The organism is Bradyrhizobium sp. WBOS07 (assembly GCF_024585165.1).
Taxonomy (GTDB): Bacteria; Pseudomonadota; Alphaproteobacteria; order Rhizobiales; family Xanthobacteraceae; genus Bradyrhizobium; species Bradyrhizobium japonicum_B.
In genome coordinates, this window is sequence record NZ_CP029008.1 from 2979636 (window position 1) to 3006003 (window position 26368).

At 66.0% G+C, this 26368-nt stretch carries 27 protein-coding genes; 19 read left to right on the forward strand and 8 right to left on the reverse strand.

The window, feature by feature from the left end; translation table 11 throughout:
• Positions 1–118: 118 nt before the first annotated feature.
• From DCM79_RS14070 to DCM79_RS14090, 5 genes are all read left to right on the forward strand, one after another.
• Positions 119–394 carry a PepSY domain-containing protein gene (locus DCM79_RS14070; protein ID WP_257180354.1) on the forward strand — a complete coding sequence of 92 codons (276 nt, stop codon included), beginning with the start codon at positions 119–121 and terminating at the stop codon, positions 392–394.
• A gap of 11 nt (positions 395–405) precedes the next feature.
• Positions 406–969: a cytochrome b/b6 domain-containing protein gene (locus DCM79_RS14075; protein WP_257180355.1), complete on the forward strand. Its 564-nt coding sequence runs from the start codon at positions 406–408 to the stop codon at positions 967–969.
• Positions 970–1298: 329 nt separating this feature from the next.
• On the forward strand, positions 1299–2333 hold the full coding sequence (locus DCM79_RS14080) for an efflux RND transporter periplasmic adaptor subunit (protein ID WP_257180356.1): 1035 nt from the start codon (positions 1299–1301) through the stop codon (positions 2331–2333).
• Positions 2334–5408 carry an efflux RND transporter permease subunit gene (locus DCM79_RS14085; RefSeq protein WP_257180357.1) on the forward strand — a complete coding sequence of 1025 codons (3075 nt, stop codon included), beginning with the start codon at positions 2334–2336 and terminating at the stop codon, positions 5406–5408.
• Complete coding sequence (locus tag DCM79_RS14090) at positions 5405–5716, forward strand: DUF3240 family protein (protein ID WP_257180358.1); 312 nt, start codon at positions 5405–5407, stop codon at positions 5714–5716. Before DCM79_RS14085 ends, DCM79_RS14090 begins: the two co-directional genes overlap by 4 nt.
• 9 nt (positions 5717–5725) lie before the next feature.
• On the opposite strand, the gene DCM79_RS14095 is transcribed toward DCM79_RS14090, so the two are convergent.
• Together DCM79_RS14095 and ndk are read right to left on the reverse strand one after the other, a co-directional pair.
• A complete protein-coding gene (locus DCM79_RS14095; RefSeq protein ID WP_257180359.1) occupies positions 5726–6586 on the reverse strand; it encodes a TerC family protein in 861 nt (286 codons plus the stop codon).
• A gap of 57 nt (positions 6587–6643) precedes the next feature.
• A complete protein-coding gene (gene ndk, locus DCM79_RS14100; protein ID WP_028136818.1) occupies positions 6644–7066 on the reverse strand; it encodes a nucleoside-diphosphate kinase in 423 nt (140 codons plus the stop codon).
• 312 nt (positions 7067–7378) lie between these two features.
• On the opposite strand from ndk, the gene DCM79_RS14105 reads away from it, so the two are divergent.
• From DCM79_RS14105 to DCM79_RS14115, 3 genes are all read left to right on the forward strand, one after another.
• The gene (locus DCM79_RS14105) at positions 7379–7633 is read left to right on the forward strand and encodes a sulfur globule protein precursor (protein ID WP_257180360.1); all 255 of its coding nucleotides are present in this window, start codon (positions 7379–7381) and stop codon (positions 7631–7633) included.
• A 224-nt stretch (positions 7634–7857) separates the two neighbouring features.
• Positions 7858–8031: a hypothetical protein gene (locus tag DCM79_RS14110; RefSeq protein ID WP_257180361.1), complete on the forward strand. Its 174-nt coding sequence runs from the start codon at positions 7858–7860 to the stop codon at positions 8029–8031.
• A 64-nt stretch (positions 8032–8095) separates the two neighbouring features.
• Positions 8096–9958, forward strand: coding sequence for an ABC-F family ATP-binding cassette domain-containing protein (locus tag DCM79_RS14115; RefSeq protein WP_257180362.1), 1863 nt, complete (start codon positions 8096–8098; stop codon positions 9956–9958).
• 97 nt (positions 9959–10055) lie between these two features.
• On the opposite strand, the gene DCM79_RS14120 is transcribed toward DCM79_RS14115, so the two are convergent.
• Both DCM79_RS14120 and DCM79_RS14125 read right to left on the reverse strand, forming a co-directional pair.
• Positions 10056–11021, reverse strand: a complete 966-nt coding sequence (locus DCM79_RS14120; RefSeq protein ID WP_257180363.1) for a tripartite tricarboxylate transporter substrate binding protein BugD — start codon at positions 11019–11021, stop codon at positions 10056–10058.
• A 163-nt stretch (positions 11022–11184) separates the two neighbouring features.
• Positions 11185–11655, reverse strand: a complete 471-nt coding sequence (locus tag DCM79_RS14125; RefSeq protein WP_257180364.1) for a MarR family winged helix-turn-helix transcriptional regulator — start codon at positions 11653–11655, stop codon at positions 11185–11187.
• Positions 11656–11752: 97 nt separating this feature from the next.
• On the opposite strand from DCM79_RS14125, the gene DCM79_RS14130 reads away from it, so the two are divergent.
• Positions 11753–12121: an antibiotic biosynthesis monooxygenase gene (locus DCM79_RS14130; protein ID WP_257180365.1), complete on the forward strand. Its 369-nt coding sequence runs from the start codon at positions 11753–11755 to the stop codon at positions 12119–12121.
• Positions 12122–12145: 24 nt separating this feature from the next.
• Positions 12146–12619 carry a hypothetical protein gene (locus DCM79_RS14135; protein ID WP_257180366.1) on the forward strand — a complete coding sequence of 158 codons (474 nt, stop codon included), beginning with the start codon at positions 12146–12148 and terminating at the stop codon, positions 12617–12619.
• Positions 12620–12710: 91 nt separating this feature from the next.
• On the opposite strand, the gene DCM79_RS14140 is transcribed toward DCM79_RS14135, so the two are convergent.
• From DCM79_RS14140 to DCM79_RS14150, 3 genes are all read right to left on the reverse strand, one after another.
• Complete coding sequence (locus DCM79_RS14140) at positions 12711–13193, reverse strand: hypothetical protein (protein ID WP_257180761.1); 483 nt, start codon at positions 13191–13193, stop codon at positions 12711–12713.
• Between the two features lie 165 nt (positions 13194–13358).
• Positions 13359–13811, reverse strand: a complete 453-nt coding sequence (locus tag DCM79_RS14145; RefSeq protein WP_257180367.1) for a DNA polymerase III subunit chi — start codon at positions 13809–13811, stop codon at positions 13359–13361.
• Between the two features lie 6 nt (positions 13812–13817).
• Entirely contained in the window at positions 13818–15317 is a 1500-nt protein-coding gene (locus tag DCM79_RS14150) for a leucyl aminopeptidase (RefSeq protein WP_257180368.1), read from the reverse strand.
• 339 nt (positions 15318–15656) lie between these two features.
• On the opposite strand from DCM79_RS14150, the gene lptF reads away from it, so the two are divergent.
• From lptF to DCM79_RS14195, 9 genes are all read left to right on the forward strand, one after another.
• Entirely contained in the window at positions 15657–16826 is a 1170-nt protein-coding gene (gene lptF, locus DCM79_RS14155; RefSeq protein ID WP_257180369.1) for an LPS export ABC transporter permease LptF, read from the forward strand.
• Positions 16823–17920 (forward strand): LPS export ABC transporter permease LptG, encoded by a 1098-nt coding sequence (gene lptG, locus DCM79_RS14160; protein WP_028136825.1) that lies wholly within the window; start codon positions 16823–16825, stop codon positions 17918–17920. Before lptF ends, lptG begins: the two co-directional genes overlap by 4 nt.
• Entirely contained in the window at positions 17920–20400 is a 2481-nt protein-coding gene (locus tag DCM79_RS14165; protein WP_257180371.1) for an LPS-assembly protein LptD, read from the forward strand. Before lptG ends, DCM79_RS14165 begins: the two co-directional genes overlap by 1 nt.
• Before the next feature lie 70 nt (positions 20401–20470).
• Positions 20471–21406, forward strand: coding sequence for a SurA N-terminal domain-containing protein (locus tag DCM79_RS14170; RefSeq protein ID WP_257180372.1), 936 nt, complete (start codon positions 20471–20473; stop codon positions 21404–21406).
• Positions 21406–22452, forward strand: a complete 1047-nt coding sequence (gene pdxA, locus DCM79_RS14175; protein ID WP_257180373.1) for a 4-hydroxythreonine-4-phosphate dehydrogenase PdxA — start codon at positions 21406–21408, stop codon at positions 22450–22452. Before DCM79_RS14170 ends, pdxA begins: the two co-directional genes overlap by 1 nt.
• Complete coding sequence (rsmA, locus tag DCM79_RS14180) at positions 22452–23309, forward strand: 16S rRNA (adenine(1518)-N(6)/adenine(1519)-N(6))-dimethyltransferase RsmA (RefSeq protein ID WP_257180374.1); 858 nt, start codon at positions 22452–22454, stop codon at positions 23307–23309. The genes pdxA and rsmA overlap by 1 nt, the downstream gene beginning before the upstream one ends.
• Before the next feature lie 23 nt (positions 23310–23332).
• Positions 23333–24391, forward strand: a complete 1059-nt coding sequence (locus DCM79_RS14185; protein WP_257180375.1) for an alcohol dehydrogenase — start codon at positions 23333–23335, stop codon at positions 24389–24391.
• A gap of 77 nt (positions 24392–24468) precedes the next feature.
• Entirely contained in the window at positions 24469–24705 is a 237-nt protein-coding gene (locus tag DCM79_RS14190; protein WP_257180376.1) for a hypothetical protein, read from the forward strand.
• Positions 24706–24861: 156 nt separating this feature from the next.
• Positions 24862–25578 carry a Crp/Fnr family transcriptional regulator gene (locus tag DCM79_RS14195; protein WP_257180377.1) on the forward strand — a complete coding sequence of 239 codons (717 nt, stop codon included), beginning with the start codon at positions 24862–24864 and terminating at the stop codon, positions 25576–25578.
• An 8-nt stretch (positions 25579–25586) separates the two neighbouring features.
• Here the strand turns inward: DCM79_RS14195 and DCM79_RS14200 are convergent, their stop codons facing one another.
• Positions 25587–26324, reverse strand: a complete 738-nt coding sequence (locus tag DCM79_RS14200; RefSeq protein WP_257180378.1) for a Crp/Fnr family transcriptional regulator — start codon at positions 26322–26324, stop codon at positions 25587–25589.
• Positions 26325–26368: the final 44 nt, after the last annotated feature.

Here is a 26368-nt window from a genome sequence, read left to right on the forward strand (position 1 = left end):
CAATCAACCTGACAAATCGCTGACGTGGATCAACAGGCGGCCGTCAGGGCTGTTCGGGCAATGTCCGCTCATCGCCTCGCCGCATGACGCGGCCGGGCGCCACAAACCGGAGAGAACCATGCGCAAGATCACCATCATCGGCACCGCCGCCGCCTTGCTCGCAACCGCTGCGACCGCTCACGCCGGCAGCCTCGGACGCCCCTGCACCGCGGCGCCGCAGGCCAGCTGGCTGTCGATCGAGCAATTGCAGGCCAAGATCGAAGGCCAGGGCTACAAGGTCCAGAAGGCCAAGCTCAAGAATGCCTGTGGCGAGCTCTACACGATCGACAAGTCCGGCAGCAGGGTCGAATTGTTCGTCGATCCGACCAGCGGCCAGATCGTCGGTCGGCTGTAAGGGGCCGCACCATGACCGCCATGCATGATACGGTCGTAGCCGGCGGCGCCAAGCCGCCGGCTACGGTGAAGGTCTGGGACCTTTTCGTGCGCGTGTTCCATTGGTCTCTGGCCGGGCTGTTTCTGCTCGCTTATGCGACCGGAGACGAGATCGAAAACATCCATATCGCCGCCGGCTACACCATTGCCGGGCTGCTCGCGCTCCGGATCGTGTGGGGGTTCGTGGGACCGCGCCATGCGCGCTTCAGCGACTTCGTGCGCTCGCCGCGCGCGGTGCTCGCCTATATGCGCGACGTGGCCCTGCTCAGGGCGCCGCGCTATCTCGGCCACAATCCCGCCGGCGGCATGATGGTCGTCGCGTTGATCGTCATGCTGATCGGCACCTGCACCACCGGTTACATGATGACGACCGACAGCTTCTGGGGAGCGAAATGGGTGGAGGAGGTCCATGAGACGTTCGCCAACCTCACGATCGGCCTCGTGGTCGTCCATGTGCTTAGTGTGCTGCTGGCAAGCTTCGAGCACCGCGAAAGCTTGGTGACGGCGATGATCACGGGAAGGAAGCGTTCGTCATGAGCGAGGTCGGTTGGCCTGATGGCCCCCTTTCCGAACGGCGTGAAGACAGCTTGACCTCTACGGCCATGAAGCAATCAACCGAGATCAAGCGAAGCGCGCTGCGAACCGCGAGCAGCCTTCCACGATGGCTGGCCCGCTTGAGGCAAATCAACCCATCAACGCGGCGGCGGAGTAATCCAAATCCGCCATCGATCAGCGCTTCGTTCGCCTCCGGGCGTGGGTTATTCCTGATGCGAATACGTCGCAAAACTCTCCCTCTCAGCTCTTCCGGGGGTGTGCTCGTTCGTGCGCTCTTCGCCATTGCATTGTGGCTGCCGAGCTCGGTATCGATGGCGCAGGACGAGGTGAAGCTGAGCGATGCGCAGGCGCGCAATCTCGGCGTCCGCGTGACCCATCCGGTTGCCAGCCGGACCGATCTGACGCTGCCCTACCCCGTCCAGATCATGATCCCCACGCCGCAATTGTGGGTCGTCAGCGCACCGGTGGCGGGCATGGTCGCCAATCTCCTGGTCGGGCGCGGCGATCGCGCCACTGCCGGCCAGCCGCTGGTCACCCTGGAGAGCCCGAGCTTCGTCTCCCAGCAACGCGACTATCTGCACGCGATCGCGCAGGAGCATCTCGCCAGCCAGCAGCTCAAGCGGAACGTCGATCTGTTCGAGGGCAAGGCCGTGCCGCAACGCGTGCTGGAGGCGAGCCAGGCCGAAGCGCGCCAGGCCGCTCTCGTCGTCGCCGAGCGGCGCCAGGTGCTGCGCCTCAGCGGGATGTCGGACGATGCCATTTCCCGACTGGCCCAGGAGGCGGCGATCAGCGGCACGCTCACGGTCAACGCGCCGCAGACCGCGTCCGTGGTCGAGATCACGGTGTCGCCGGGGCAGCGGCTCGAGCAATCCGCGCCGCTGGTCAAGCTGGCGCGGCTGTCGCCGCTGTGGGCCGAGATCGCAGTCCCCGCCGCCAATATTCGGGCGATCCGCACCGGCGCGAAAGTCGAGATCGAGGGCTATTCCACGCCCGGCAGGGTCGTGCTGGTCTCCGACACCATCGACCACGCCACCCAGACCATTCTGGTTCGCGCCGAAGTTCCCAACGACGGCGAGCTGCATCCCGGTCAGACCACCGTTGCCCGCATCGGCTTTCTCTCCGCCGGCGAAAGCGCCTTTGAGATTCCCTTTAGCGGGCTGATCCGGCGGGGCGAGCAGACCTCGATCTTCGTCGCCTTCGACGGCGGCTTCCGCCTGGTCCCGGTCAAGCTGCTCGCGGAGGATCAGGAACACGTCGTCGTATCGGGCCCGATCACGGACCGCGATGCCATTGCGATCGGCGGCATCTCGGCGCTTCGCGGCATTCTCTCGGGACTGGGACAATAGATGCTCCGCCGCCTGGTTGCGTTCGCATTGTCGCAGCGGCTGTTCGTGATGCTGAGCGTGCTGCTGGTGATCGGCGCCGGCGCCGTCCTCCTGCCCGGCCTGCCGATCGACGCCTTCCCCGACGTCTCGCCGGTTCAGGTGAAGATCATCATGAAGGCGCCGGGTCTCACCCCTGAAGAGGTCGAGCAGCGCATCACCGTGCCCATCGAGCTGGAGCTGCTCGGCTTGCCGAACAAGAAGGTGCTTCGGTCGACCACGAAATACGCGCTGGCCGACATCACCGTCGATTTCGAGGACGGCACCGACATCTATTGGGCGCGCAACCAGGTCTCGGAGCGCCTGTCGAACATCTCGCGCGACTTCCCGGAAGGCGTGATCGGCGGTCTGGCGCCGATCACGAGCCCGCTCGGCGAGATGTTCATGTTCACCATCGACAGCCCCGAGCTTTCGCTCGCCGAGCGCCGCACCCTGCTCGACTGGGTGATCCGCCCCGCGCTGCGGACGGTGCCCGGCGTTGCCGACGTCAATGCGCTCGGCGGCTATGTCCGCGCCTTTGAGATCGTGCCGCGCAACGATGCGCTGGCCGCGCGCGGCATCTCCTACGACCTGTTTCGCCGCGCCATCGAGGCCAACAGCCGCAACGACGGCGCCGGACGGGTGAACCAGGGCGAGGACAGCGCCCTGGTCCGGATCGAGGGCAGCATCCGTTCGATCGAGGACATCAAGGCCATCGTGGTCGACACCCGCGAGGGCGTGCCGATCCTGGTCAACGACGTCGCGACCGTCAAAGTCGGGACGCTGACGCGCTATGGCGCCGTCACGGCGGACGGCCGCGGCGAAACCGTCGAGGGGCTCGTCCTCGGCTTGCGCGGCGCCAATGCGGGCCAGCTCATCCGCGACGTGCGCGCCCGGCTCGCGGAGCTGCAAGGCACGCTGCCCAAGAGCGTCTCGATCAACGTGTTCTACGACCGCAGCCGCCTGGTCAACCGCGCCGTCGGCACCGTGGTGCGGGCGCTCGGCGAGGCCACCGCCCTCGTCATCGTTCTCCTGCTGCTGTTCCTCGGCAATTGGCGGGCTTCGCTCGTGATCGCGCTCAGCCTGCCGCTCGCCATCGTAATCGCGTTGATCATCATGCGCGTGGTGGGAATGTCGGCCAACCTGATGAGCCTCGGCGGACTCGCGATCGCGATCGGCATGCTGATCGACGCCCTGGTGGTCGTGGTCGAGAACATCGTCGGCAACCTCGGCAAGCACGAACCGGGCAAGACGCTCCCCTTGATCCACCTGATCTACCGCTCGGTTTGCGAAGTCCTGGAGCCGGTCGCCTCGGGCGTGCTCATCATCATCATCGTGTTCGTCCCCCTGCTGACGCTGCAGGGGCTGGAGGGCAAGCTGTTCATCCCGGTCGCGCTGGCCATCATTTTCGCGCTGGCCGGCTCGCTGCTGCTGGCGCTCACATTGATCCCGGTCGCGACCTCCTTCGTGCTCAAGTCTGCCTCGCATCGCGATCCCCTGCTGGTGCGTGCGGCCCAGCGGGTCTACGCGCCGGCATTGGACTGGGCCTTGAACAACGAGCGCAAGGTGATGGCGGCGGCGCTGATCGGCCTGGTCGCGGCGGGCTTCGCCTACACCAAGCTCGGCAAGACCTTCATGCCGACGATGGACGAAGGCGACGTCATCGTCAGCGTGGAGACGCTTCCCTCCGTCAACCTCGACGAGTCGCTTGCGATGAACGCGAGGCTCCAGACCGCGCTGCTGGCCGTGCCTGATATTGCCGGCATCGTCGCCCGCACCGGGTCGGACGAGCTCGGCCTCGATCCGATGGGACCGAACCAGACCGACACGTTCCTGGTGCTCAAGCCCGCCGCCGAGCGCGCCAGCGACAACCGCGAGGACCTGCTGCAGAAGCTTCGCGAGGTGCTGAGCGGCTTTCCCGGCATCTCGCTCAGCTTCACCCAGCCCATCGACATGCGCGTGCAAGAGATGATCAGCGGCGTGCGCGGCGACGTCGCCGTCAAGATCTTCGGCCCCGACATCGCCAGGCTGAACGAGACCGCGGCAAGATTGTCGGCGATCCTCTCCAGCATCGACGGGGCCGAGGACGTCTACACCACGCTGAACGAAGGCGCCCAATATTACACGGTTGCGGTCAACCGCATGGAGGCGGGCCGCCTCGGCCTGACCGTGGATTCGATCGTCAACTCGCTGCGGACCCAGATCGAGGGCCGGACCATCGGGACCGCGCTCGAGGAGGGACGCCGCACGCCGATCCTGATCCGGGGCAGCGAGACGACGCGGGAAGCACCGACCTTGCTGGCGAGCCTGCCGCTGACGCTGGCCTCGGGGCAGCATGTGGCGTTGTCGCAGGTCGCCCGCATCCAGCGCGTCGACGGCCCGGTGAAGATCGACCGCGAGGACGGCGCCCGCATGAGCGTGGTGCGCGCCAACGTGCGCGGCCGCGACATGGTCGGATTCGTCGAAGCGGCGCGCCAGAAGGTGGCAACCGAGCTGCCGCTCCCGAGCGGCTACCGGCTGACCTGGGGCGGACAGTTCGAGAACCAGCAGCGCGCCGCCGCGCGCCTGTCGATCGTGGTCCCCGTCGCGATCGGCCTGATCTTCGTGCTGCTGTTCACCACGTTCGGCGCCATCCGCCAGGCCTTGCTGGTGCTCGTCAACATTCCCTTTGCCCTGATCGGCGGCGTCTTCGCCCTGGTGGTGACGGGCGAATACCTGTCGGTGCCAGCCTCGGTCGGATTCATCGCGCTGCTCGGCATCGCCGTGCTCAACGGCGTCGTCTTGGTGTCCTACTTCAATCAGCTGCGCGCCCACGGTCTGTCCGAGGACCGCATCGTCGTCGAAGGCGCCATGCGCAGGCTCCGGCCCGTGCTGATGACCGCGAGCATCACGGCGCTGGGCCTGATCCCGCTGCTGTTCGCTTCCGGGCCGGGATCCGAGGTGCAGCGGCCGCTCGCAGTCGTCGTGATTGGAGGATTGCTGTCCTCCACCCTGCTCACGTTGATTCTCCTGCCGATCCTGTATCGCCGCTACGGCGGGACGTCGAAGGTGGCGAAATGATCGACCAGCCCGTCTGCCTTACGCTGATCGTGCCGCATCGGCTCCGCGACGAGGTGTTCGACTATCTCGCCGAACAAGGCGATCTGGTTTCAGGATTCACAGCCCTTGAGGCCGCCGGTCACGGCATTGAGGTCCGATTGCACACGGCGGCCGAACGCGTGAAGGGCCATGCCGACCAGACCGTCGTGCAGGTGGTGTTGGCAGGGCAAGATGCCGGCCGGCTGGTCGAGCGGATGCGGGCTTCGTTCGCCGGAACCAAGCTGGTCTACTGGACGACGCCGGTGACGGAGCTCGGCACCATCGACTGAGCGGCCGGCCTACTCGGCCGACGCCCTGGCGTGGCGCTCGGACGATTCCAGCGCGGCGGCCATCAGCTTGCGCCGGCGCCAGATGGTGCCGACCACCAGCACGACGAGGACGCCGAGCGCGGCGCAGAAATATTCGCCGCCGGCCCCGCCATGGCCGAATTGCGGCGGGATGCGCAGGGCACCGAGCATGGCGTCGAGCGAGGCACCGAGCGGACCATCGAACAGCGCGTGCAGGCCGGGCGCGACGCCGGGATCGGTCGCGATCACCTCGCCTGCGATCCAGCCGAGCAGCGCCGCGCCGGCCCAGACCAGCACCGGCAGCTTTTCGAGCAGCGCCATGATCAGCGCCGCGCCGGCGACGATCAGCGGCACGCTGATGGCAAGGCCGAGGATCAGCAGCGGCACGCTGCCATTGGCAGCGGCGGCCACCGCGATGACGTTGTCGAGACTCATGACGATGTCGGCGACCACGACGATCTGGATGGCGTGCCACAGATGCGCGGCGGCATCGACGTCATCATCGTCCTCGTGCTCCGGCACCAACAGCTTGGCCGCGATCACGATCAGCGCAAGACCGCCGATCAGCTTGAGGTACGGCAGGCCCATCAGCGTGGCAACGATGCCGGTGAAGATGATCCGCAGCATCACCGCCGCGCCGGCACCGAAGATCATGCCCCAGAGGCGGTGGCGCGGCGAGAGGCCGCGGCACGCCAGCGCAATCACCAGCGCGTTGTCGCCGGAGAGCAGGATGTTGATCCAGATGATTTTGCCGACCGCAAGCCAGAAGGTCGGCGCAGCCATCTCGTTGCGAAACTGGGTGAAGAATGCCCCGATCGTCGCGGGATCGAAGATCTGCCAGAGCCAGTCCACAATGAGTCCTTTCGCCCAGTCTTTAACTTACGGCCGATTCGACTTACGGCCGATCGATCAGCCGACGATCTCGTTGCCCGAGAAGAACTGCGCGATCTCGATCGCGGCCGTCTCCGGCGCATCCGAGCCGTGCACCGAATTCTCGCCGATCGACTTGGCGTAGAGCTTGCGGACGGTGCCCTCGGCGGCCTTGGCCGGATCGGTCGCGCCCATCACCTCGCGGTACTTGGCGATGGCGCCCTCGCCTTCCAGCACTTGCACCACGACCGGACCGGAGGTCATGAACTCGACGAGCTCGCCGAAGAACGGGCGCGCCTTGTGGACGGAATAGAAGGTCTCGGCCTGCTCCTTGGTCATGCGGATGCGCTTCTGCGCGACGATCCGCAGGCCCGCCTTTTCGATCACGGCATTGACGGCGCCGGTCAGGTTACGCGCGGTCGCGTCGGGCTTGATGATCGAGAAAGTGCGTTCGAGGGCCATGATCTGTCCTTGGGAAGAAAAGCGGTGGTTGTCAGATTGGGGGGCTTATATCGGCGCCTTCGCCGGACGGCAAGCGAGCGTCCGGACGGCCTCGCCGGCACCGCGCCACCGGCGGCCCGGCCGGATGCGGACGTGGATTACCGAGATTTCACCCAGATGAACCAAATCTGAAGCCTCCATTCAGGCTTTGGTTCGGCCTGCCGGCTTATGCTCCTTCCATCGAAACCCAAAGCCTGACCATCAGGCGGACCGTTTCGGCGGCCTTTCCATCGACGCGGATGCCCCCGCGCCGGCAGTTTTGAGGAGATCACCATGTTGAGGAAACTTTCGCTTGCCGCTGTCGCTGCGGTTGCGCTCGGAGCCGCGCTGGCGCCGACCTCGGCCTCCGCGCACTGGCATGGCGGCGGTCCGGGCTGGCATGGCGGTGGCGGCTGGCACGGCGGCCATCGCTGGGGCGGACCGCGCTTCTATGCCCCCGTCTCCTACGGTTATGGCGGCTGCTATGTGCGCCGGCTGGTCCCGACCCCCTGGGGACCCCGCTGGCGGCTGATCAACCGCTGCTACTGAGCCCGATAGCACCTTCCTAAAACCCTGAGGTATCTGCGCCCCCACAGGTACCTTCCAAGAGGAGCCCCGGCGATCCCCCCGCCGGGGCTCCGCATTTTGGGCGGATGTGACGGGGTTCATGCAATTTTGACGAGAATGGCAGCGATCCCCAAGGATTGGCGAAACCATTTTGGGGGTCAATGACTTGGTACCGTGTCTTTACTTTGAGAACACGGAACCTGGTGATGGTTGGGCCCTTTCCCAATGACAGCGAGCAGATCGACCGGCGCACCAGCCGATCGATTTGCGATGCCGTGGGCGAACGGCTCCAGCAGAGCCTGCGTCCCGAGCCCCGGCTCCCGACACATCTGGAGCAGCTCCTCGACGAGCTGGAGCGCCGCGACCGCGACGCGCATTGAGCGGCGGTCAAAGCCGTTTGCAGAAACGGGTTGCGTTTGACGGCGGCTGCGGTGACAAGGCCGCATGCTGTCCATTACCGACCTCTCCATCCGCCTCGCCGGACGTCTTCTGATTGACCAGAGCTCCGTGCAGATCACGCCGGGCTCGCGCGTCGGCCTGGTCGGACGCAACGGCACCGGCAAGTCGACGCTGTTCAAGGTGATCCGCGGCGAGCTGGCCGCCGAGCATGGCTCGGTAACCTTGCCGCCGCGCTGGCGGATCGGCAGCCTGGCCCAGGAAGCCCCGAACGGACCGGAAAGCCTGATCTCCGTGGTGCTCAAGGCCGACCTCGAACGCGACGCGTTGCTCACTGAAGCCGAGAGCGCGACCGATCCGCATCGGATCGCGGAGATCCAGACCCGCCTCGTCGACATCGATGCGCATTCGGCGCCGAGCCGCGCCGCCGCGATTCTCTCCGGCCTCGGCTTCTCCGCCGCCGATCAGCTCCGTCCCTGCGCCGAATTCTCCGGCGGCTGGCGCATGCGCGTCGCGCTTGCCGCCACGCTGTTCGCGGCGCCCGATCTGTTGCTGCTCGACGAGCCCACCAACTATCTCGATCTCGAAGGCACGCTGTGGCTGGAGGATCACCTTGCGCATTATCCGCGCACGGTGATCGTGATCAGCCACGACCGCGACCTGCTCGAAAGCTCGGTCGACCAGATCCTGCATCTGGAGCGCGGCAAGCTCACGCTCTACAAGGGCAGCTATTCCTCGTTCGAGGAGCAGCGCGCCGCGCGCGAGTTGCTCGATGCCAAGGCTGTCAAGCGCCAGGAGGCCGAACGCGCGCGCCTGCAGGCCTTCGTCGACCGCTTCAAGGCCAAGGCCTCGAAGGCCCGGCAGGCGCAGTCGCGCGTCAAGATGCTGGAGCGGCTGAAGCCGATCACCGCGCTGGTCACCGAGGACGTGCGCGAGATCAGCTTTCCCGCGCCGGAGAAGATCCTCTCGCCGCCGATCATCGCGGTCGACAACGCCTCGGTCGGCTACGATCCGGCCGCGCCCGTGCTCAATCGCGTCACCTTGCGCATCGACAACGACGACCGCATCGCGCTGCTCGGGGCCAACGGCAATGGCAAGTCGACGCTGGTCAAGCTGCTGGCCGGACGGCTCGCGCCGTTCTCCGGCAAGGTGACGCGCGCGGACAAGCTGTCGATCGCCTATTTCGCGCAGCACCAGCTTGACGAGCTCAACGAGGACGCCTCGGCCTACGACCATGTCCGCAAGCTGATGGGCGATGCGCCCGAAGCGAAAGTACGGGCGCGCGCCGGCGCGATCGGCTTCTCCGGCAAGGCGGCCGACACCAAGGCCGGCAAATTGTCGGGCGGCGAGAAGGCGCGGCTGCTGCTGGGCCTTGCCACCTTCTTCGGCCCCAACATGATCATCCTGGACGAGCCGACCAACCATCTCGACATCGACAGCCGCGGCGCTCTGGCCGAAGCCATCAACGAGTTTCCCGGCGCGGTGATCATGGTCTCGCACGACCGCTATCTGATCGAGGCCTGCGCCGACCGGCTCTGGATCGTCGCCGATCGCACCGTCACCAATTACGACGGCGACCTCGACGAATATCGCCGCCTGGTGCTCTCGACCCGCAACGGCGAGCCCGCCCCGCGCGAGCGCAACGCGCCAAGCGAAAAGCCGCAGCGCGCAAGGTCGGACAATCGCGGCTCGCTGAAGAAGCGCATCGCGGAGGCCGAAGCCGAGATCGCCCGCGTCAGCGAGATCATCGCCAAGATCGACACCGCGCTGGCCCTGCCCGACATCTTCACGCGCGATCCCAAGCAGGCCGCGCAGCTGTCGAAGGCGCGTGCCAACGCGGCCGACGCGCTGGCGCGGGCGGAGGAGCAATGGCTGGAGGCGAGCACGCAGTTCGACGAGGCGGCGGGGTAAGCGAGCTCTCGTGTCCCGGACGCGGCGCGGCATGAAATGACGCGACGCAGAGCCGGGACCCATGCGTCAGCGCGGCACGCGGCTCCTGGACCCCGGCTCAGTCCGCGTACTGCCCGGCGGCCTTGATGATCGGCGCCCAGCGGTCGATCTCGCTCGTCAGCATCGCGCCCAGCGCCTCCGGCGTTGCCTTGTCCTGCGACACCGGCTCGGTGTTGATGTCGTTGAAGCGCGCGACCAAGGCGGGATCCTTCAGCGCGGCCTGAAGCGCGGCCGTCAGCTTCTGAATCACCGCCGGCGGTGTGCCCTTGGGCGCATAGATGCCGTGCCAGACGCCGAGCTCGAACCCCTTGAGGCCGGCCTCGTCCGCCGTCGGCAGGTCGGGAAGGCTCTTCAGCCGCTCCTTGGTGGTGATCGCGTAGGCCTTGACCTGCTTGGCCGTGATCGGACCGGTGGTGTTGGTGGCCTGATCGCAGGTGAGATCGATCTGCTTGCCGAGCAGATCGTTCATGATAGGGCCGTTGCCCTTGTACGGCACCGTGGTGAGCTGCTTCTGGATCGCCGTCATGAACAGCATGCCGCAGAGATGCGATGCCGCACCCAGGCCGGCGTTGGCGTAGGTCAGCTTGTCGCCCTGCTGCTGGGCGTAGGCGACCAATTCCTTGAGCGTGTTGGCCGGGAAATCCGCACGCGCGATGATGGTCATCGGCGCGTTGGTCACGAGCCCGATCGGCGCAAAGGCCGTCTTGGTGTCGTAGCTGAGGTTGCGGTACAGCGTCGCCGCGGTCGAGATGCCGACGTGATGGATCAGCAGCGTGTAGCCGTCCGGCTGGGCGCGCGCGGCGCGGGTCGAGCCGATGGTGCCGCCGGCTCCGGTCGCGTTCTCGACGATGACCTGCTGGCCCAGCGATTTGGCCATGCCTGCCGCGGTCAGCCGCGCGATGGTGTCGGTCGGCCCGCCGGCGGCGAACGGCACCAGCATGGTGATCGGCCGGGTCGGGTAGTCCTGCGCGACAGCCGCACTGAGCGGCAGGAGCAGCGCCGACACCAGGGCAATGAACCGCATCGTTTCCTCCGGATTGTTGTTTGCGCCATCAAAGCGCATTCTGGGGCGCGAGACCATCACGAATGCGACATGATCAGGAACATCTCAGCGCTCGAGGGCGCACCGATCCCGCACCACATCGCATTCGGTGTGACCTGCGCGCGACCTTGCCGCTCGCCCACCGCTACGTCTGCGCCTCGGCCTCGCTCTCGAGCTTGGTTCGCAGTGCCGCGACGACGCGGTGAATCGTTTGCAGATCCTTGACCGCAAGCCTTTCGGATAGGCTGTTGACCCATGGTATCTGCAAAGCCATGGCGGCATCGAAAGCGCGCCGCCCCTTGTCAGTCAGGACCACGAGCTGGGCTCGGCGGTGATGCGGGTTGGCCTCGAAGGCAACCAGGCCTTCCGCGTGCAGATCGTTGACGATCCGCTGCACGTTCTGACGATTGCCGCCCAGATCGCGGGCGAGCCAGGCCACCGGCTGGGGCCGCTCCGCCTGGACGATGGCGCCGAGAATCTGCCAGCGGGCGCTGGTGAGCCCGAGCGGGGCCACCAAACGGTCCCCTGCGGTCAGGAGCAGGCTGTTCAGCCGAAACAAGTCGAGCATGAGGTTCGTCAGAGCATCGCCGGCCGGCGTCCGTTGGGATTGTCGCATCCGTCACCATACATTGATATTGACACTATGATGTCAAATTATTAGATTTCCCATAGTGCCATATTGGCACCATAAAACCATCTCGACGGAGTTCGTCATGGCACGCTTACGCCCACTGGACCCGGACTTTCCCATCGAGCGCCAGCTCGGCATCGACACCGGCCCCGTGATGCTGGTGAATCTGTTCACGCTCGACAAAGCCGACGAACAAAGCTTTCTCCAGGTCTGGCAGGACGATGCCGTCTTCATGAAACGGCAGCCGGGCTTCATCTCCACCCAGCTTCACCGCGCGATTGGCGAAAATCCCGCTTATTTGAACTATGCGGTTTGGCAGTCGACCGCCGACTTCCGGGCTGCGTTCACGCACCCGGAGTTCAGGTCGAAGATCTCGGCTTACCCTGCATCCGCGGTCGCCTCCCCGCACCTGTTCCAGAAGGTCGCGGTATCAGGCATTTGCGTCGTGTAGCTCGCTTCGACAACGGCAGACCCGATGACCAGGATCATCCATCCACTCGCAGGAGCAGTCGCACTGACGACGATTGCGACCTTCTGGCTTTCCACGGCTCTCACCGAGCTATTTGCGTCACACGAGACCATCGCCATGGTGAAGACCGCCATACCGTGGGGCTTCCTGCTGCTCATTCCGATGCTTGCGGCGACGGGAGGCTCGGGATTCGTCCTGGCAAAGGAGCGGCGCGCCGGCCTGATCGGTGCGAAGATCAAGCGCATGCCGTTCATTGCCGGCAACGGCATCCTGGTTCTGATTCCCGCCGCGGTGTTCCTCGCCTCCAAGGCGAAGGCCGCGGAATTCGACACCACGTTCTACGCCGTGCAGGCCCTCGAACTGGTCGCCGGAGCAACGAACATCGTTTTGCTCGGTCTCAACATGCGTGACGGCTTCAAGATGAAGGGCCGGTTCCGCGTTCGCCAGCCTGATCGCTTCAGCACCAAGCCGATCCTCTGAAGGCGCCGCTGACGCGGCCATCAATCGGGTCTGCCCCGCTGATGTCTTGGAGCGAAGACTCTTCGTTTCATTGCAGCGGAGCCGATCCCGCCTACGCCTGCTTCTTCTTCGGCTTGGCCGCCCTTGGCACCGGCTGCGGTTCCGGATTGCCCTCGATCGAGGACAGCCGTCCGGCCGTGAAGGTGTAGATGCCGGCGCGCGGTCCGGTGGCCCACGTCACCACCGCAACGCGGCGGCCGGCGGCATCGTTGGAGAGGTTGACGCTCGAGGGCGCGCCGATGCCGCGCACCACGTCGCATTCAGTGTGGCCGAGCGCGACCGTGCCGCCCATCGGCGCCGGCGTCGTCGATGCGTTGGCATCGGCCGGCCCGGGCGGCGGCGCCATGCCGGGACAGCCACCGTCGGCGCTGACGAGATCCTCAGCTCCGACCGGTTTGTCGGGGGTCAGCGGCGGCGATTCGATCGAGATGTTCTTGATGAAGAGACGGCCCGGTTTCCGGAACCATTCCGCATCCTTCGACAACAGATCGCTCCCGCCCGAACAGCCCGCGACCAGCGGTGCTATTGCAGCCAACGCAAACAGGAGCGACTTGGGAAGCTTTTGATGTCGCACGATAAACCAAATTCCCCGCGTGAAGGACCAGCCCTAAGCGATTGTCCCAACATCACTTTGCGGCACGAAGGTGACCAAAGCCAGCATCGCCCGAAAAGTGCAAATTATCATTAATTGCGGAAGGCCCTAATTCCGCTTCTGCCACCGGCCCCGCTCGTCGGCCTGCCAATAGGTGACATCAAATCCCCGCGCCTTGCAATCCGTCCAGGCGCTGCGGGCGAGCGCCAGCGCATCCGGGTCGTCGCCGTTGAACAGCAGCACCATGCGCGCATAGCCCTGCGCATCCTCCGGGAGGGCGGCATTGTCGACCAGGAAGCGGACATGGGCGCCGTTCGGATTGCCCTCCTCGATCGCCAGCACGATCGGCTGGTCGGCGGCGTCGCTCACGCGCCATGTCGCGTGCGGCAGGAACGAATCGTCGCGATAGGTCCATAAATGCGCGTCGAGCGCATCGGCGCGTTCCTCCGAGGTCGACTGCACCACGACGCGCCAGCCGCGCTCGAGCGATTTCTCGAGAAGCGGCGGCAACACGTTCTCCACCGTCATGTTTTGCAGATGATAGAACAGGACTTCAGTCATCTCGGGTCATTTGCGTTCGTAATGGTCGGCGACCAGGCGGTCGAGCAGACGGACGCCATAGCCGCTGCCCCAGCTCTGGTTGATGTCGGTCTTGGGCGCGCCCATGGCGGTGCCGGCGATGTCGAGATGGGCCCAGGGCGTGCCGTCGACGAAGCGCTGCAGGAACTGCGCCGCGGTGATCGAGCCGCCATGACGGCCGCCGGTGTTCTTCATGTCGGCGAACTGGGAGTCGATCAGCTTGTCGTATTCGGGACCGAGCGGCATGCGCCAGACCTTGTCCCCAGTTTCGATGCCGGCCGTCAGCAGGCGTTCGGCAAGCTCGTCGTTGTTGGAGAACATGCCGGCATGGTGGGTGCCGAGCGCGACCACGATCGCGCCGGTCAGGGTCGCCAGATCGACCATGAATTTCGGCTTCACCTTCTTGGCGACGTACCAGAGCACGTCGGCCAGCACGAGACGGCCCTCGGCGTCGGTGTTGATGATCTCGATGGTCTGGCCCGACATCGAGGTGACGATGTCGCCCGGCCGCTGCGCATTGCCGTCGGGCATGTTCTCGACGAGGCCGATGGCGCCGACCACGTTGGCCTTGGCCTTGCGCGCCGCCAGCGCGTGCATCAGGCCGACCACGCAGGCCGCGCCGCCCATGTCGCCCTTCATGTCCTCCATGCTGCCAGCCGGCTTGATCGAGATGCCGCCGGTGTCGAAGCAGACGCCCTTGCCGACGAAGGCGACCGGCGCCTCGCCCTTCCTGCCACCGTCCCAGCGCATGATCACGGTCCGGCTCGGCCGCGCCGAGCCCTGGCCGACACCGAGCAGCGCGCCCATGCCGAGCTTCTGCATCGCCTTGACGTCGAGCACCTCGACCTTGACGCCGAGCTTGCGGAGCTGACTGGCGCGGCGCGCGAACTCCTCGGGGAAGAGCACGTTCGGCGGCTCGTTGACGAGGTCGCGCGCGATCATCACGCCGTCGATGACATGGCCGGCCGCGACGAACGCCTTCTTCGCGGCAGCGGCATCGCCGACCGCCAGCGAGATGTCGGCGCGCGAGCCGCCCTCCTCGCCGTCCTTCTTCTTGGTCTTGTAACGGTCGAACTTGTAGGCGCGTAGGCGCAGGCCGGAGGCGACCGCAACCGCCTGCTCGCTCGTCATTGCTCCCGCCGGCAGTTCCGCCATGACGGTCATGGCGGCAGTCCCGCTGGGAAGCTTGCTCGCCGCCACACCGCCGAATTTGAGGAAATCGTTCGTCTTCAGGTCGGTCGCCTTGCCGGCGCCGATCACAAGCAGGCGGGTGGCCTTCACCCCTTCCGGCGCCAGGATGTCCAGCGCGGCCCCGCTATTCCCTTTGAAGGCGGCGGCAGCCGCCGCGCGCTTCACGAGATCGACAGCGCCGCCCAGCGCCTTGGCCGTCGCGGGACCGACCTTGAGGCTGTCGTCGCAGAACACGACCAGGATGCCACGGGCGGCTGATGACAACGGGACGAAGCCGACCTTGATGGCATCGGACATGGGTAACTCCTTTAAAAGCCTTGATCTTTTGTCATTCGCGGCAATCCGCCGGGGCGAGCCCTGAACGACGATTCACTGAGCCTTGCGCACTATGGGCCAGCGGCCGGGCCAATGCCAAGCGCCCCCGTGGCCTCAAGGCCACAACGAGCGAAATATTAACCATATATTGAGGGTGCCACGGGCCAGCCATTTTGTTGACGGATCAAAGGGATGGTAGTGAGAGAGTGAGCTGGCGGAAGAGCCCTGTGGCCAACCTTGGGGATCCCCTGATCGGGGATTGGTTGGGCAAGCGGAATTTCGGCCGACATTGGGGACGTGGTGGGGTTCGTGCGGTAGCGCATGGGGTCGATCGATAGGTATATCTTCCGCACGACGCTGGCGTCGTTTGCGCTGGTCCTGGTCAGCCTCACCGGCGTGATCTGGATTACGCAGGCGTTGCGCGGCATCGACCTGATGACGAGCCAGGGTCAGACCATCCTCACCTTCCTCGGCATCACCAGCCTCGTCGTCCCGGCCCTGGTGCTGATCATCTCGCCGATCGCGCTGATGATCGCGATCTCGCACACGCTGAACAAGCTCGCGACCGATTCCGAGATCATCGTGATGAATGCCGCCGGCTTCTCGCCGTTCCGGCTGTTCTATCCGTTCTTCTACGCCACCTGCGTGGTGGCGCTGCTGGTCGCCTTCATCGCGGCCTATCTCGCCCCCGACGGCATGCGGCGAATCAAGCAGTGGGACGCCGAGATCACCGCCGACGTGCTCACCAACATCCTGCAGCCCGGCCGCTTCGCCCAGCTCGACAAGAACCTCACGATCCGGATTCGCGAACGCCTGCCCGGCGGCGTTCTTGCCGGCATCTTCATCGACGACCGCCGCGATCCGAACGAGCGCGTCTCGATCGTCGCCGAACGCGGCGAGATCGTGAAGAACGACACCGGCTCGTTCCTGGTGCTGGAGACGGGCAATCTGCAGCGCTTCGAGGCGGGCAAGCGCGATCCGGCGCTGGTGGCTTTCGGCCGCTACGGCTTCGACATGTCGAAATTCTCCAACCAGGGCCGCGACGTCACCCTCGGCATCCGCGAGCGCTATCTCTGGGAGCTGTTCTCGCCGTCCGAGGACGACCCCGTCTACAAGCAGATTCCCGGGCAATTCCGCTCGGCCCTGCATGACAGCCTGCTCGCGCCGATCTATCCCTTCGCCTTTGCCGTGCTGACCTTCGCCTTCCTCGGCGCGCCGCGCACCACCCGCCAGAGCCGCAACTTCTCGATCGGCTCGTCGATCATCGCGGTGTTCGGGCTGCGCATGGCGGGCTTTGCGTGCTCGGTGATGGCGGTGAAGTCGTCGGGCCCGGTGCTGGTGCAATACGCGATGGTGTTCAGCGCCATCGGCGTCGGGTTGTGGATGATCATCAGCGGCGTCGTGGTCGAGCCGCCCCCCGGCCTGATGGAGGCCATCAACAGGTCGAACGCGCGCATCGCGCGGCTGTTCGGACGTCCGGCCACCGCATGAGCATGCTGACCAACACACTCGGGCGCTATTTCGCCGGCCGCTTCGTGGTCGCGGCGCTCGGCGTGTTCGCGAGCATCTTCCTGCTGCTGGTGCTGGTCGACTACATCGAGATGGTGCGCAAGACCTCTGGCCTTGCCTCCGCCTCGGCGCTCATGGTGGCCGAGACCTCGCTGTTCCGGGTGCCGCAGCTCCTGGAGAAGCTGACGCCGTTCTGCATGCTGATCGGCGCCATGACGTGCTATCTCGCCCTCTCCCGCCGGCTCGAGCTCGTGGTCGCGCGCGCCGCCGGCATCTCCGCATGGCAGTTCATCGCGCCGGCACTCGGCAGTGCGCTCCTGATCGGCGTGATCGCCACCGTCGCCTACAATCCGATGTCGGCGAATCTGCGCGAGGCCTCCAAGCGCATGGAGGCCGAGCTGTTCGGCTCGGCGCCCGGCGGCGGGATCCAGGACGCTTCCGGCTTCTGGCTCAATCAGGTGACCAGCGACGGCCAGACCATCATCAACGCGGCGCGTAGCGAGCAGCAGGGCGTCCGGCTCACGGGGCTGACGCTGTTCCGGTTCGACCCGGACCAGCACTTCAAGGAACGGGTCGAGGCGCGCGAGGCGACGCTCGAGGCCGGCCGCTGGCTGTTCAAGGGGGTCCGCCGCTTCTCGCTGGACGCCCCGCCGATCGACCAGGCCAGCCTGGAGATTCCGACGACGCTGACCGAGGCGCAGGTCCGCAACAGCTTTTCCACCCCCGAGACTGTGTCCTTTTGGCAACTACCGAGCTACATCCGCTCGTCCGAAAGCTCGGGCTTCGCGACAGCCGGATACCGACTCCAGTATCAGAAGCTTCTGGCACAGCCGTTTTTGCTTGCCGCCATGGTGATGCTCGCGGCCTCCGTGTCGTTGCGCTTCTTCCGGATGGGCGGCGTGCAGAAGATGGTTTTGAGTGGCGTGGGCGCAGGCTTTCTGCTCTACGTTCTGTCGAAAGTAACTGAGGATCTGAGCAAGGCTGAGTTGATGCATCCGATCGCTGCGGCGTGGTTGCCCGTTGTAGTGGGCGGCCTCACCGGCTTTTTGGCCTTGCTCTACCAGGAGGACGGTTAGTGAGTGCCGTCCAACGAGGGCTCGTGTCTCGGTTGACGCGGCGCATCTTGGTGCGCGCGGACGGGCGCGGCTTGTCCAGGCTGCTGCTCGCCGTCGTGACCGCGGCCTCGCTCGGCGGGCTGATCGACGTTGCCGCCGTGACGCCGGCCTCCGCCCAATATACCTACAATCCGCTGCCGCCGCGTCCGAAGCCGCCCAAGGCCCCCAACGACAACCAGATGCTGGTTCAGGCGACCGAGGTCGACTACGACTACAATAACTCGCGCGTCTCCGCGGTCGGCAACGTCCAGCTGTTCTACAACGGCACCAGCGTCGAGGCCGACAGGGTCATCTACGACCAGAAGACCAAGCGGCTGCATGCCGAAGGCAACATCCGCATGACGGATGCCGACGGCAAGATCACCTATGCCGAGATCATGGATCTCTCCGACGATTACCGCGACGGCTTCGTCGATTCGCTGCGCGCGGACACCGCCGACCAGACCCGCATGGCCGCCAGCCGCGCCGACCGCTCCAGCGGCAATTACACGGTGTTCGAGAACGGCGTCTACACGGCCTGCGCGCCGTGTCGGGACGATCCGAAGAAGCCGCCGCTGTGGCAGGTCAAGGGTGCGCGCATCATCCACGACCAGCAGGAGAAGATGCTGTATTTCGAGACGGCACAGATCGAGTTCTTCGGCGTGCCGCTCGCCTATATGCCCTATTTCTCGACGCCCGACCCGACCGTGAAGCGCAAGAGCGGCTTCCTGATGCCGGGCTATTTCCCGGGCACGGCGAACACGGGATTCGGCGCGGAGGTTCCGTATTACTGGGCGATCGCGCCCGACATGGACGCGACTTTCACCCCCCGCTTCATGACGCGGCAGGGCGTGATGCTGCAGGGCGAATTCCGTCAGCGCTTGATCGACGGCGCCTACCAGATCCGCGCTTACGGCATCAACCAGCTCGATCCCGGCGCGTTCTCCGGCCAGCCCGGCGACCGCGACTTCCGCGGCGCCGTCGACACCAAGGGTCAGTTCGCGCTGAACGACAAATGGGTCTGGGGCTGGGACGGCGTCCTGATGTCCGACTATTATTTCTTCTCGGACTACCGCCTCTATCAGTACCGCGATCCGCTCGGCTCGTTCCTGCTGCTGCCGACGGAGGCGCTGTCGCAGCTCTATCTGACCGGCGTCGGCAACCGCAGCTTCTTCGATGCGCGGACGATGTACTGGCTGAGCTATTCGGGCAACCAGAGCCAGGTGCCGATCGTCTATCCGGTGATCGACTATTCCAACGTGCTCAACTATCCGGTCTTCGGCGGCGAGGTCAGCTACAAGACCAATTTCGTCAACCTGTCGCGTGACCAGGCGGTGTTCGATCCGATCACGACGACCGCCAATACCAGCAGCCTGTGCACGACGGCGTCGGCCGATCCGCTCGCCCGCATGCCCTCGCAGTGCCTGCTGCGCGGCTTCGCCGGCACCTACACCCGCCTCACGGCGGAAGCGCAGTGGCGCAAGTCCTTCACCGACCCGTTCGGCCAGATCTGGACGCCGTTCGCGAGCCTGCGCGCCGACGCGATCAACTCCTCGGTCTCCAACCAGCCGGGCGTGTCGAACTATCTTCCGGTCGGCGACACCCAGGCGTTCCGCCTGATGCCGACCGTGGGCCTCGAATACCGCTACCCCTTCATCAACATTCAGCCCTGGGGATCGACCACGGTCGAGCCGATCGCGCAGATCATCATCCGGCCGAACGAGACCTATGCCGGCAGGCTCCCGAACGAGGACGCCCAGAGCCTGGTGTTCGACGCCTCGAACCTGTTCAGCGTCGACAAGTTCTCCGGCTACGACCGCGTCGAGGGCGGCGGCCGCGCCAATGTCGGCGTGCAGTCCACCACGCAGTTCGACCGGGGCGGCGCGGTCAAGGTGCTGTTCGGCCAGTCCTACCAGCTGTTCGGCTTGAACTCCTTCGCGGTCAACGACGCCATGAACACCGGCCTCAATTCCGGCCTGGACAAGCCGCGTTCCGATTACGTCGCAAGCACGAGCTACTCGCCCAACAGCACTTACACGTTCAGCGTCCGCTCCCGCATGGACGAGCAGACCTGGAACGTGCAACGCTTCGAGGCGGAAGGCCGCGCCAACTTCAATCGCTGGGCGGTCAGCGTGATCTACGGCAATTACGCAGCCCAGCCGGAGCTCGGCTATCTCGCCCGCCGTGAGGGCATCCTGACCACGGGCTCGCTGAAGGTGGCGACCAACTGGGTGGTGTCGGGCTCGGCGCGCTGGGATCTCGAGGCCAACAAGATCAACCAATATGTGCTCGGTGCCGGCTATGTCGACGATTGCTTCGTGCTGGCGGCGAACTATGTAACTTCGTATAGTTATGCCGCGGGAACCGCGCCGCCCACGCTGAGCCACGCGTTCATGTTCCAGATCGGTCTGCGCACGCTGGCGACCTCGTCGGCGAGCAGCAGTTCCGCCGGCCTCCAGTGAACGGTTTGAAGTGCCGGCCGCGCTTGCCCCCCCTCACAGGCTCGACGCGGCTGACATGCGAGCGACAATCATGACGACCCCATTGCCCGTCTTCCGCCTCCTGCTTGCCATCGGTGCCGGGCTGATCCTGACCGGATTGCCCTCGCCGTCGCGCGCGCAGAACATCGTCGTCATGGTCAACGGCGATCCGATCACCGATTTCGACATCGAGCAGCGCTCCAAGCTCGACCAGCTGACGACGCAGAAGACCCCGAGCCGGCAGGACGTCATCAACCAGCTGATCGACGACAAGGTGAAGATCAAGGAGGGCAAGAAGTACGGGGTCGATCCCAGCGCCTCCGACATCAACCAGTCCTTCGAGGGTATGGCGCAGCGCATGCGCATCACGTCGGACCAGCTCGCCAAGTCGCTCGAATCCAAAGGCCTCCGCCCCGAAACGCTGAAGAGCCGCATGAGGGCCGAGATGGTCTGGGGCAGCCTCGTGCGCGGCCGCTTCAAGGAGAAGCTGCTCGTCGGCGAGCGCGACGTCGCGCAGGCCGTGCAGGCCCAGACCGGCGACAAGCTGCAGGTCGAAGGCACCGAGTACAAGATGCAGCCGATCGTGCTGATCGTGCCGCGCGGCTCGTCCCCGGCGTTCATGGAGACCCGGAAGAAGGAAGCCGAGAGCTATCGCGCGCGGGTCGGCAGCTGCGAGGAAGCCAATTCGCTGTTCCGCTCGACGCCGAACGCCACCATTCGCGACACCGTCACCAAGACCAGCGCCGAACTGCCGGAGGCGCTGCGCAAGGTGCTCGACGATACCCCGATCGGCCATCTGACCGCGCCCGAGCTGACCAAGAACGGCATCGAGATGGTGGTGCTGTGCTCGCGCAAGCCGACCATGATCGACACGCCGAAGAAGCGCGAGGTCCGCGAGAAGATGTATCAGGAGAAATACGAGAAGACCCAGAAGGCCTATCTCGACGAGCTCCGCAAGGCGGCGATGATCGAATATCGCAACCGCTGATGGCCGATCGCGCAGCAAAGCCGCCTGCCCTTCCTCTTGCCCTGACCCTGGGAGAGCCGGCCGGCATCGGCCCCGACATCACGATCGCAGCCTGGCTGCGGCGCCGCGAGCTGAACCTGCCCGCCTTCTATCTGCTCGGTGACGAGGCGCTGATCGCGCGCCGCGCCAAGGCGCTCGCCCCGTCGCTGGGGGCCGGCGTCAGGACCGCGGCGGTGAGCCCCGGTGAGGCGGCTTCCGCCTTCACCGATGCCCTGCCCGTGGTCGCCACCGGCGAGCGCGCGACCGCCGAGCCCGGCAAGCCCGACGCATCGAGCGCGCCGGCCGCGCTCGCCTCGATCCGGCAGGCGGTCAGCGATGTGCGCGAGGGCCGCGCCAGCGCCGTCGTCACCAATCCGATCGCCAAGAGCGTGCTCTACCGCGCCGGCTTCCGTCATCCCGGCCACACCGAATTCCTCGCCGAGCTCGCCGCAGAGAGCGGCCGCGTGCCGCAGCCGGTGATGATGCTATGGTCGCCGCAGCTCGCCGTGGTGCCGGTGACCATTCACCTCTCGATCCGCGATGCCCTGGCCCAGCTCACCAGCGAGCTGATCGTCGCGACCGTGCGCATCGTCGCAACCGAGCTGAAATCCCGCTTTGGCATCGCGCGGCCGCGCATCGCGGTCTCCGGCCTCAATCCGCATGCCGGCGAGGACGGCTCGCTCGGGCACGAGGAGCAGACCATCATCGCCCCGGCGCTAAAGGTCCTGCGCAATGACGGCATCGAGACCAGGGGCCCACTGCCCGCCGACACCATGTTCCACGAGGCCGCCCGCAGCACCTATGACTGCGCCATCTGCATGTATCACGACCAGGCGCTGATCCCGATCAAGACGGTCGCGTTCGACAACGCGGTCAATGTCACGCTCGGCCTGCCCTTCGTCCGCACCTCGCCCGATCACGGCACCGCCTTCGACATCGCCGGCACGGCCAAGGCCAATCCGGCGAGTCTGATCGCAGCCTTGAGGCTCGCCAGCCGCATGGCGGCTTCAGCAAGCTCACCAAGCTGATGAGCGCGATCGACGACCTCCCGCCGCTGCGCGAGGTCATTCGCCGGCACGCGCTGTCGGCGCGCAAATCGCTCGGCCAGAACTTTCTGCTCGATCTCAATCTCACCGCGCGCATCGCGCGCGCCGCGGCGCCGCTCGAAGAATCCACCATCGTCGAGATCGGCCCCGGCCCGGGTGGGCTGACGCGCGCACTGCTGGCGCTCGGCGCGCGGCGGGTCATCGCCATCGAGCACGACGAGCGCGCGATCCCGGCCTTGCAGGATATTTCCGCGCGCTATCCCGGCAGGCTCGAGATCGTGCATGGCGACGCCATGACATTCGATCCCCGCCCGTTGCTCGACGGCGAGCGAGCCAGGATCGTCGCCAACCTGCCCTACAACATCGCGACCCAGCTCCTGATCAACTGGCTGACGAGCGAGCCCTGGCCGCCCTGGTACGACATGATGGTGCTGATGTTCCAGCGCGAGGTCGCCGAGCGCATCGTGGCGCACGAGGACGAGGAGGCCTATGGCCGGCTCGGCGTGCTCGCCAACTGGCGCTGCGAGACCAAGATCCTGTTCGACATCGCGCCGTCCGCCTTCGTGCCGCCGCCCAAGGTCACCTCCTCCGTGGTGCGCCTCAAGCCGCGCGCAGAGCCGCTTGCCTGCGATCGCAAGCTGCTCGAACAGGTCGCCGCCGCCGCTTTCGGCCAGCGCCGCAAGATGCTGCGGCAGAGCCTGAAGTCGCTTCAAGCGGATCCGGCGCGGCTCGCGCAGGCCGCCGGCGTCGATGCGACCCGGCGCGCAGAGACCATTCCCATCTCCGGCTTTGTTGCCATGGCGCGCGAATTGGCGGATATACGCAGCGAAACCGAGTAACCAAGAATTCCGGAGGAAAGAAAATGGCGCTGATGCGCAGGCAGTCCCTGGTCAAGTTCGACGCGCCCTTGTGCGAGACCATCGTCGACACGCCGAAGCCGAAAGGCGCCGAGGTTCTGGTGCGCATCGAGCGCTGCGGCCTCTGCCATTCCGACCTGCATATCCAGGACGGCTATGCCGATCTCGGCGGCGGCAAGAAGCTCGACACCACGCGCGGCATGACGCTGCCGTTCACCCTCGGCCATGAGATCGCCGGCGTCGTCGACGAGGTCGGCCCGGACGTGCCGGCCAGTCTCGTCGGCGCGAGGAAGGCCGTCTTCCCCTGGATCGGCTGCGGCCAGTGCCGCGATTGCGCCAATGGCGACGAGAATCTCTGCGTGAAGCAGCGCTTCCTCGGCGTCTCCATCGACGGCGGCTTTGCCACCCACGTGCTGGTGCCCGACGCGAAATATCTGCTCGACTACGATCCCCTGCCCGTCAACCAGGCCGCGACCTTGATGTGCTCCGGCGTCACCGCCTATGGCGCGCTCAAGCGCCTGGTCGACCGTCCGCGCCAGCGCAACCTGTTGCTGATCGGCCTCGGCGGCGTCGGCATGATGGGATTGTCGTTTGCGCAAGCCATGTTCAAGCAGCCGATCACGGTCGCCGACCTCTCGCCGGCCGCGCGCGACACCGCGCTGAAGAACGGCGCCGCGGTCGCCTACGACCCGTCCGAGCCCGACGTGATCAAGCGCATCCTGAAGGAGACCGAAGGCGGCTTCGACGAGATCGTCGATTTCGCCGGCAACGAGAAGTCGATGGCCTTTGCGGTCGCGGTCGCCGCGCGCGGCGGCAAGATCGTGGTCTCCGGCCTGATGGGCGGCCAGTTCACGTTGCCGATGGTGCAATGGGTCTACAAGCGCATGACCATCGAGGGCTTCATGGTCGGCACGCTCGCCGAGGCCCATGAGCTGATGGCGCTGGCGCGCGCCGGCAAGATCAAGCCGACGCCGATGCGCGAGGAGCCGATGGGCGACGTCCAGAAATGGATCGACGAGCTTCGTGCCGGCAAGGTCGTCGGCCGCATCGTGCTGAAGAACTGACCGATCGCTGGCTGCGGGCCCGACGCAAGTCGGGCCCGCAGCACGGAACGCCTTCGGTCTCGCCGCGTTGGCAGCGCATGTCCATTCGCTGCACCGTCGAAAGCGCATTCTTCATCGCCTGGAGCTGCCTCGAGCAGAGCGGCGAGCTCGGCCCGCCGGACGAGAGCGCGAACTTCCTCCTCGACGCCATCGAAGCCCAGCTCAGGACCGGCGAACGCCGGCAGCTGATGCTCGCCAACAGGGCGATCGACGCCTATCGCGCGCACGCGGCCGAGCGCCGATCTACGGCAGACCGCGAAGCACGGGTGGGGTGATCTTCATCGCCCCCTGCGGTCTCCGCGGCTAAGGCCGGCGCGCCAACTTTTCGGCCCCTGAGCCGCCCCTTGTGTGCACTTTGGAACCGTTGGTTCCGCTACGGAAACGTAGGGTTGCGACCGGCGCCGATTCCCGGCCAGCCAAGAGAAGAAACTGTGACCGGTCGGCCCCCGAACGATCTGCTCCGGCAGCTCGCCCCCCGAGATTTCGAGCTTCTTGCACCTCATCTCCAGCCGGTCGACCTCGAGGCGGGCCACATCCTGCATCATGCCGGCGACGCCGTGGCGGCGGTTCATTTCCCCTGTGGTCCCACGCTGGTGTCGTTCGCCGTTCCGGTCGAGGATGACCGCGAGGTCGAAAGCCTGCTGGTGGGACGCGAGGGAGCGGTGGGCGTTGCCGCCGGCCGCAATGCTTCGCTCGCCTATTCCCGCATCGTCGTGAAGCTCGGCGGCACGCTCGTTCGGCTGCCGCTGCGCGCGCTCGAGCAGGCGCAGCAACGGTCGGCCGCGCTGCAAGAGGCGTTCTCGCGCTATGCCGATTGCCAGTTCGCGCAATTGCTGCAGAACGCGGCCTGCAACGCCGCGCATCCGATCGAGCAGCGCGCCGCCAAGTGGATCATCTCCACGCAAACGCGGATCGGCCGGGCCGAGATCCCCCTCACCCATGAGCAGCTCGCCGGCATGCTCGGCGTCTCCCGCAGCTATGCCAGCCGCGTCATCCAGATGTTCAAGGCCCGGCGCATCCTCGCCACCCGGCGCGGCGCCATCCTGATCCTTGACGCCGCGGCGCTCGACGCCAGGGCCTGCTGCTGCAACGATTGGGTGAACAAGCATTGTGACGAGGTGCTCGGCGCGGCATCGGCCGATGGCTAGCCGCGGTCTCAGCCATGCCGCGGCGACTGCCGCTTCTGGTGCAGATAGATCGGGCTGAAATCGCCGAGCCGCTGCAAGTCGCGCCATTTCAGCACGATCAGCTCGCCCTCACGCAGATCCATGGCGCCGCTGCGCCGGAGCTCGGCCAGCGTCCGGTTCACGGTCGCGATCGCCATGCCCAGCGTCTCGCCGAGTTGCGCCAGGCTGATCGGAAAGGGGCAGCGATTGCCGCGGACGAGCTGCGCGGCGCGGGCGCGGTAGAACAGCTCGCAGAACAGGTGAGCCATGCGCGCCTGCATCGGCCGGGCGCTGTTGTTGGTGATGGCCTCGCGAAAGATCGCGGCATCGAGCAGCGTCTCGCGCCAGACGGCCAGCGCAAAGGTCGGCCGCCGCCGGAACGCGGTGAACAATTCGCGGTGCGGGATGAAGGCAACCGTGGCCGGCCCGAGCGCGCTCAATCCGTGGTCCATCTGGTCGATGAACAGGCCTTGCGCGTCCGGCAGGTCGCCGGTGAGGTGGAAGGCGAGATATTGTCGCCCGCCGCTGCCGAGCAGATGGTAGCGCGCGACCATGCCCGAGACGACCAGCACCGAATGTTCGGGTTGGTCGCCCTGGCGGATGAAATCCTCGTTCGACTCGAGATCGCGCAGCGTGAAGGTGAGCGCGCGAATCTCCTTTAGATCCTCCTCTGCGAGCGCGGTGTGCTCGGACAGGTTCCGGATCATCACGTCGTGGGCTTTTTCCATGGCGCCGCCAAAAATCGCACCGGTTCTATCAAATGATACGTCCG

Excerpts from the sequence above, each read along its gene's own strand:
- DCM79_RS14070 (WP_257180354.1), top strand. The coding sequence starts at position 119 with ATGCGCAAGATCACCATCATCGGCACCGCCGCCGCCTTGCTCGCAACC.
- DCM79_RS14075 (WP_257180355.1), top strand. The coding sequence starts at position 406 with ATGACCGCCATGCATGATACGGTCGTAGCCGGCGGCGCCAAGCCGCCG.
- DCM79_RS14080 (WP_257180356.1), top strand. The coding sequence starts at position 1,299 with ATGGCGCAGGACGAGGTGAAGCTGAGCGATGCGCAGGCGCGCAATCTC.
- DCM79_RS14085 (WP_257180357.1), top strand. The coding sequence starts at position 2,334 with ATGCTCCGCCGCCTGGTTGCGTTCGCATTGTCGCAGCGGCTGTTCGTG.
- DCM79_RS14090 (WP_257180358.1), top strand. The coding sequence starts at position 5,405 with ATGATCGACCAGCCCGTCTGCCTTACGCTGATCGTGCCGCATCGGCTC.
- ndk (WP_028136818.1), bottom strand. The coding sequence starts at position 7,066 with ATGGCCCTCGAACGCACTTTCTCGATCATCAAGCCCGACGCGACCGCG.
- DCM79_RS14105 (WP_257180360.1), top strand. The coding sequence starts at position 7,379 with ATGTTGAGGAAACTTTCGCTTGCCGCTGTCGCTGCGGTTGCGCTCGGA.
- DCM79_RS14110 (WP_257180361.1), top strand. The coding sequence starts at position 7,858 with ATGGTTGGGCCCTTTCCCAATGACAGCGAGCAGATCGACCGGCGCACC.
- DCM79_RS14115 (WP_257180362.1), top strand. The coding sequence starts at position 8,096 with ATGCTGTCCATTACCGACCTCTCCATCCGCCTCGCCGGACGTCTTCTG.
- DCM79_RS14120 (WP_257180363.1), bottom strand. The coding sequence starts at position 11,021 with ATGCGGTTCATTGCCCTGGTGTCGGCGCTGCTCCTGCCGCTCAGTGCG.
- DCM79_RS14125 (WP_257180364.1), bottom strand. The coding sequence starts at position 11,655 with ATGCGACAATCCCAACGGACGCCGGCCGGCGATGCTCTGACGAACCTC.
- DCM79_RS14130 (WP_257180365.1), top strand. The coding sequence starts at position 11,753 with ATGGCACGCTTACGCCCACTGGACCCGGACTTTCCCATCGAGCGCCAG.
- DCM79_RS14135 (WP_257180366.1), top strand. The coding sequence starts at position 12,146 with ATGACCAGGATCATCCATCCACTCGCAGGAGCAGTCGCACTGACGACG.
- DCM79_RS14145 (WP_257180367.1), bottom strand. The coding sequence starts at position 13,811 with ATGACTGAAGTCCTGTTCTATCATCTGCAAAACATGACGGTGGAGAAC.
- DCM79_RS14150 (WP_257180368.1), bottom strand. The coding sequence starts at position 15,317 with ATGTCCGATGCCATCAAGGTCGGCTTCGTCCCGTTGTCATCAGCCGCC.
- lptF (WP_257180369.1), top strand. The coding sequence starts at position 15,657 with ATGGGGTCGATCGATAGGTATATCTTCCGCACGACGCTGGCGTCGTTT.
- lptG (WP_028136825.1), top strand. The coding sequence starts at position 16,823 with ATGAGCATGCTGACCAACACACTCGGGCGCTATTTCGCCGGCCGCTTC.
- DCM79_RS14170 (WP_257180372.1), top strand. The coding sequence starts at position 20,471 with ATGACGACCCCATTGCCCGTCTTCCGCCTCCTGCTTGCCATCGGTGCC.
- pdxA (WP_257180373.1), top strand. The coding sequence starts at position 21,406 with ATGGCCGATCGCGCAGCAAAGCCGCCTGCCCTTCCTCTTGCCCTGACC.
- rsmA (WP_257180374.1), top strand. The coding sequence starts at position 22,452 with ATGAGCGCGATCGACGACCTCCCGCCGCTGCGCGAGGTCATTCGCCGG.
- DCM79_RS14185 (WP_257180375.1), top strand. The coding sequence starts at position 23,333 with ATGGCGCTGATGCGCAGGCAGTCCCTGGTCAAGTTCGACGCGCCCTTG.
- DCM79_RS14190 (WP_257180376.1), top strand. The coding sequence starts at position 24,469 with ATGTCCATTCGCTGCACCGTCGAAAGCGCATTCTTCATCGCCTGGAGC.
- DCM79_RS14200 (WP_257180378.1), bottom strand. The coding sequence starts at position 26,324 with ATGGAAAAAGCCCACGACGTGATGATCCGGAACCTGTCCGAGCACACC.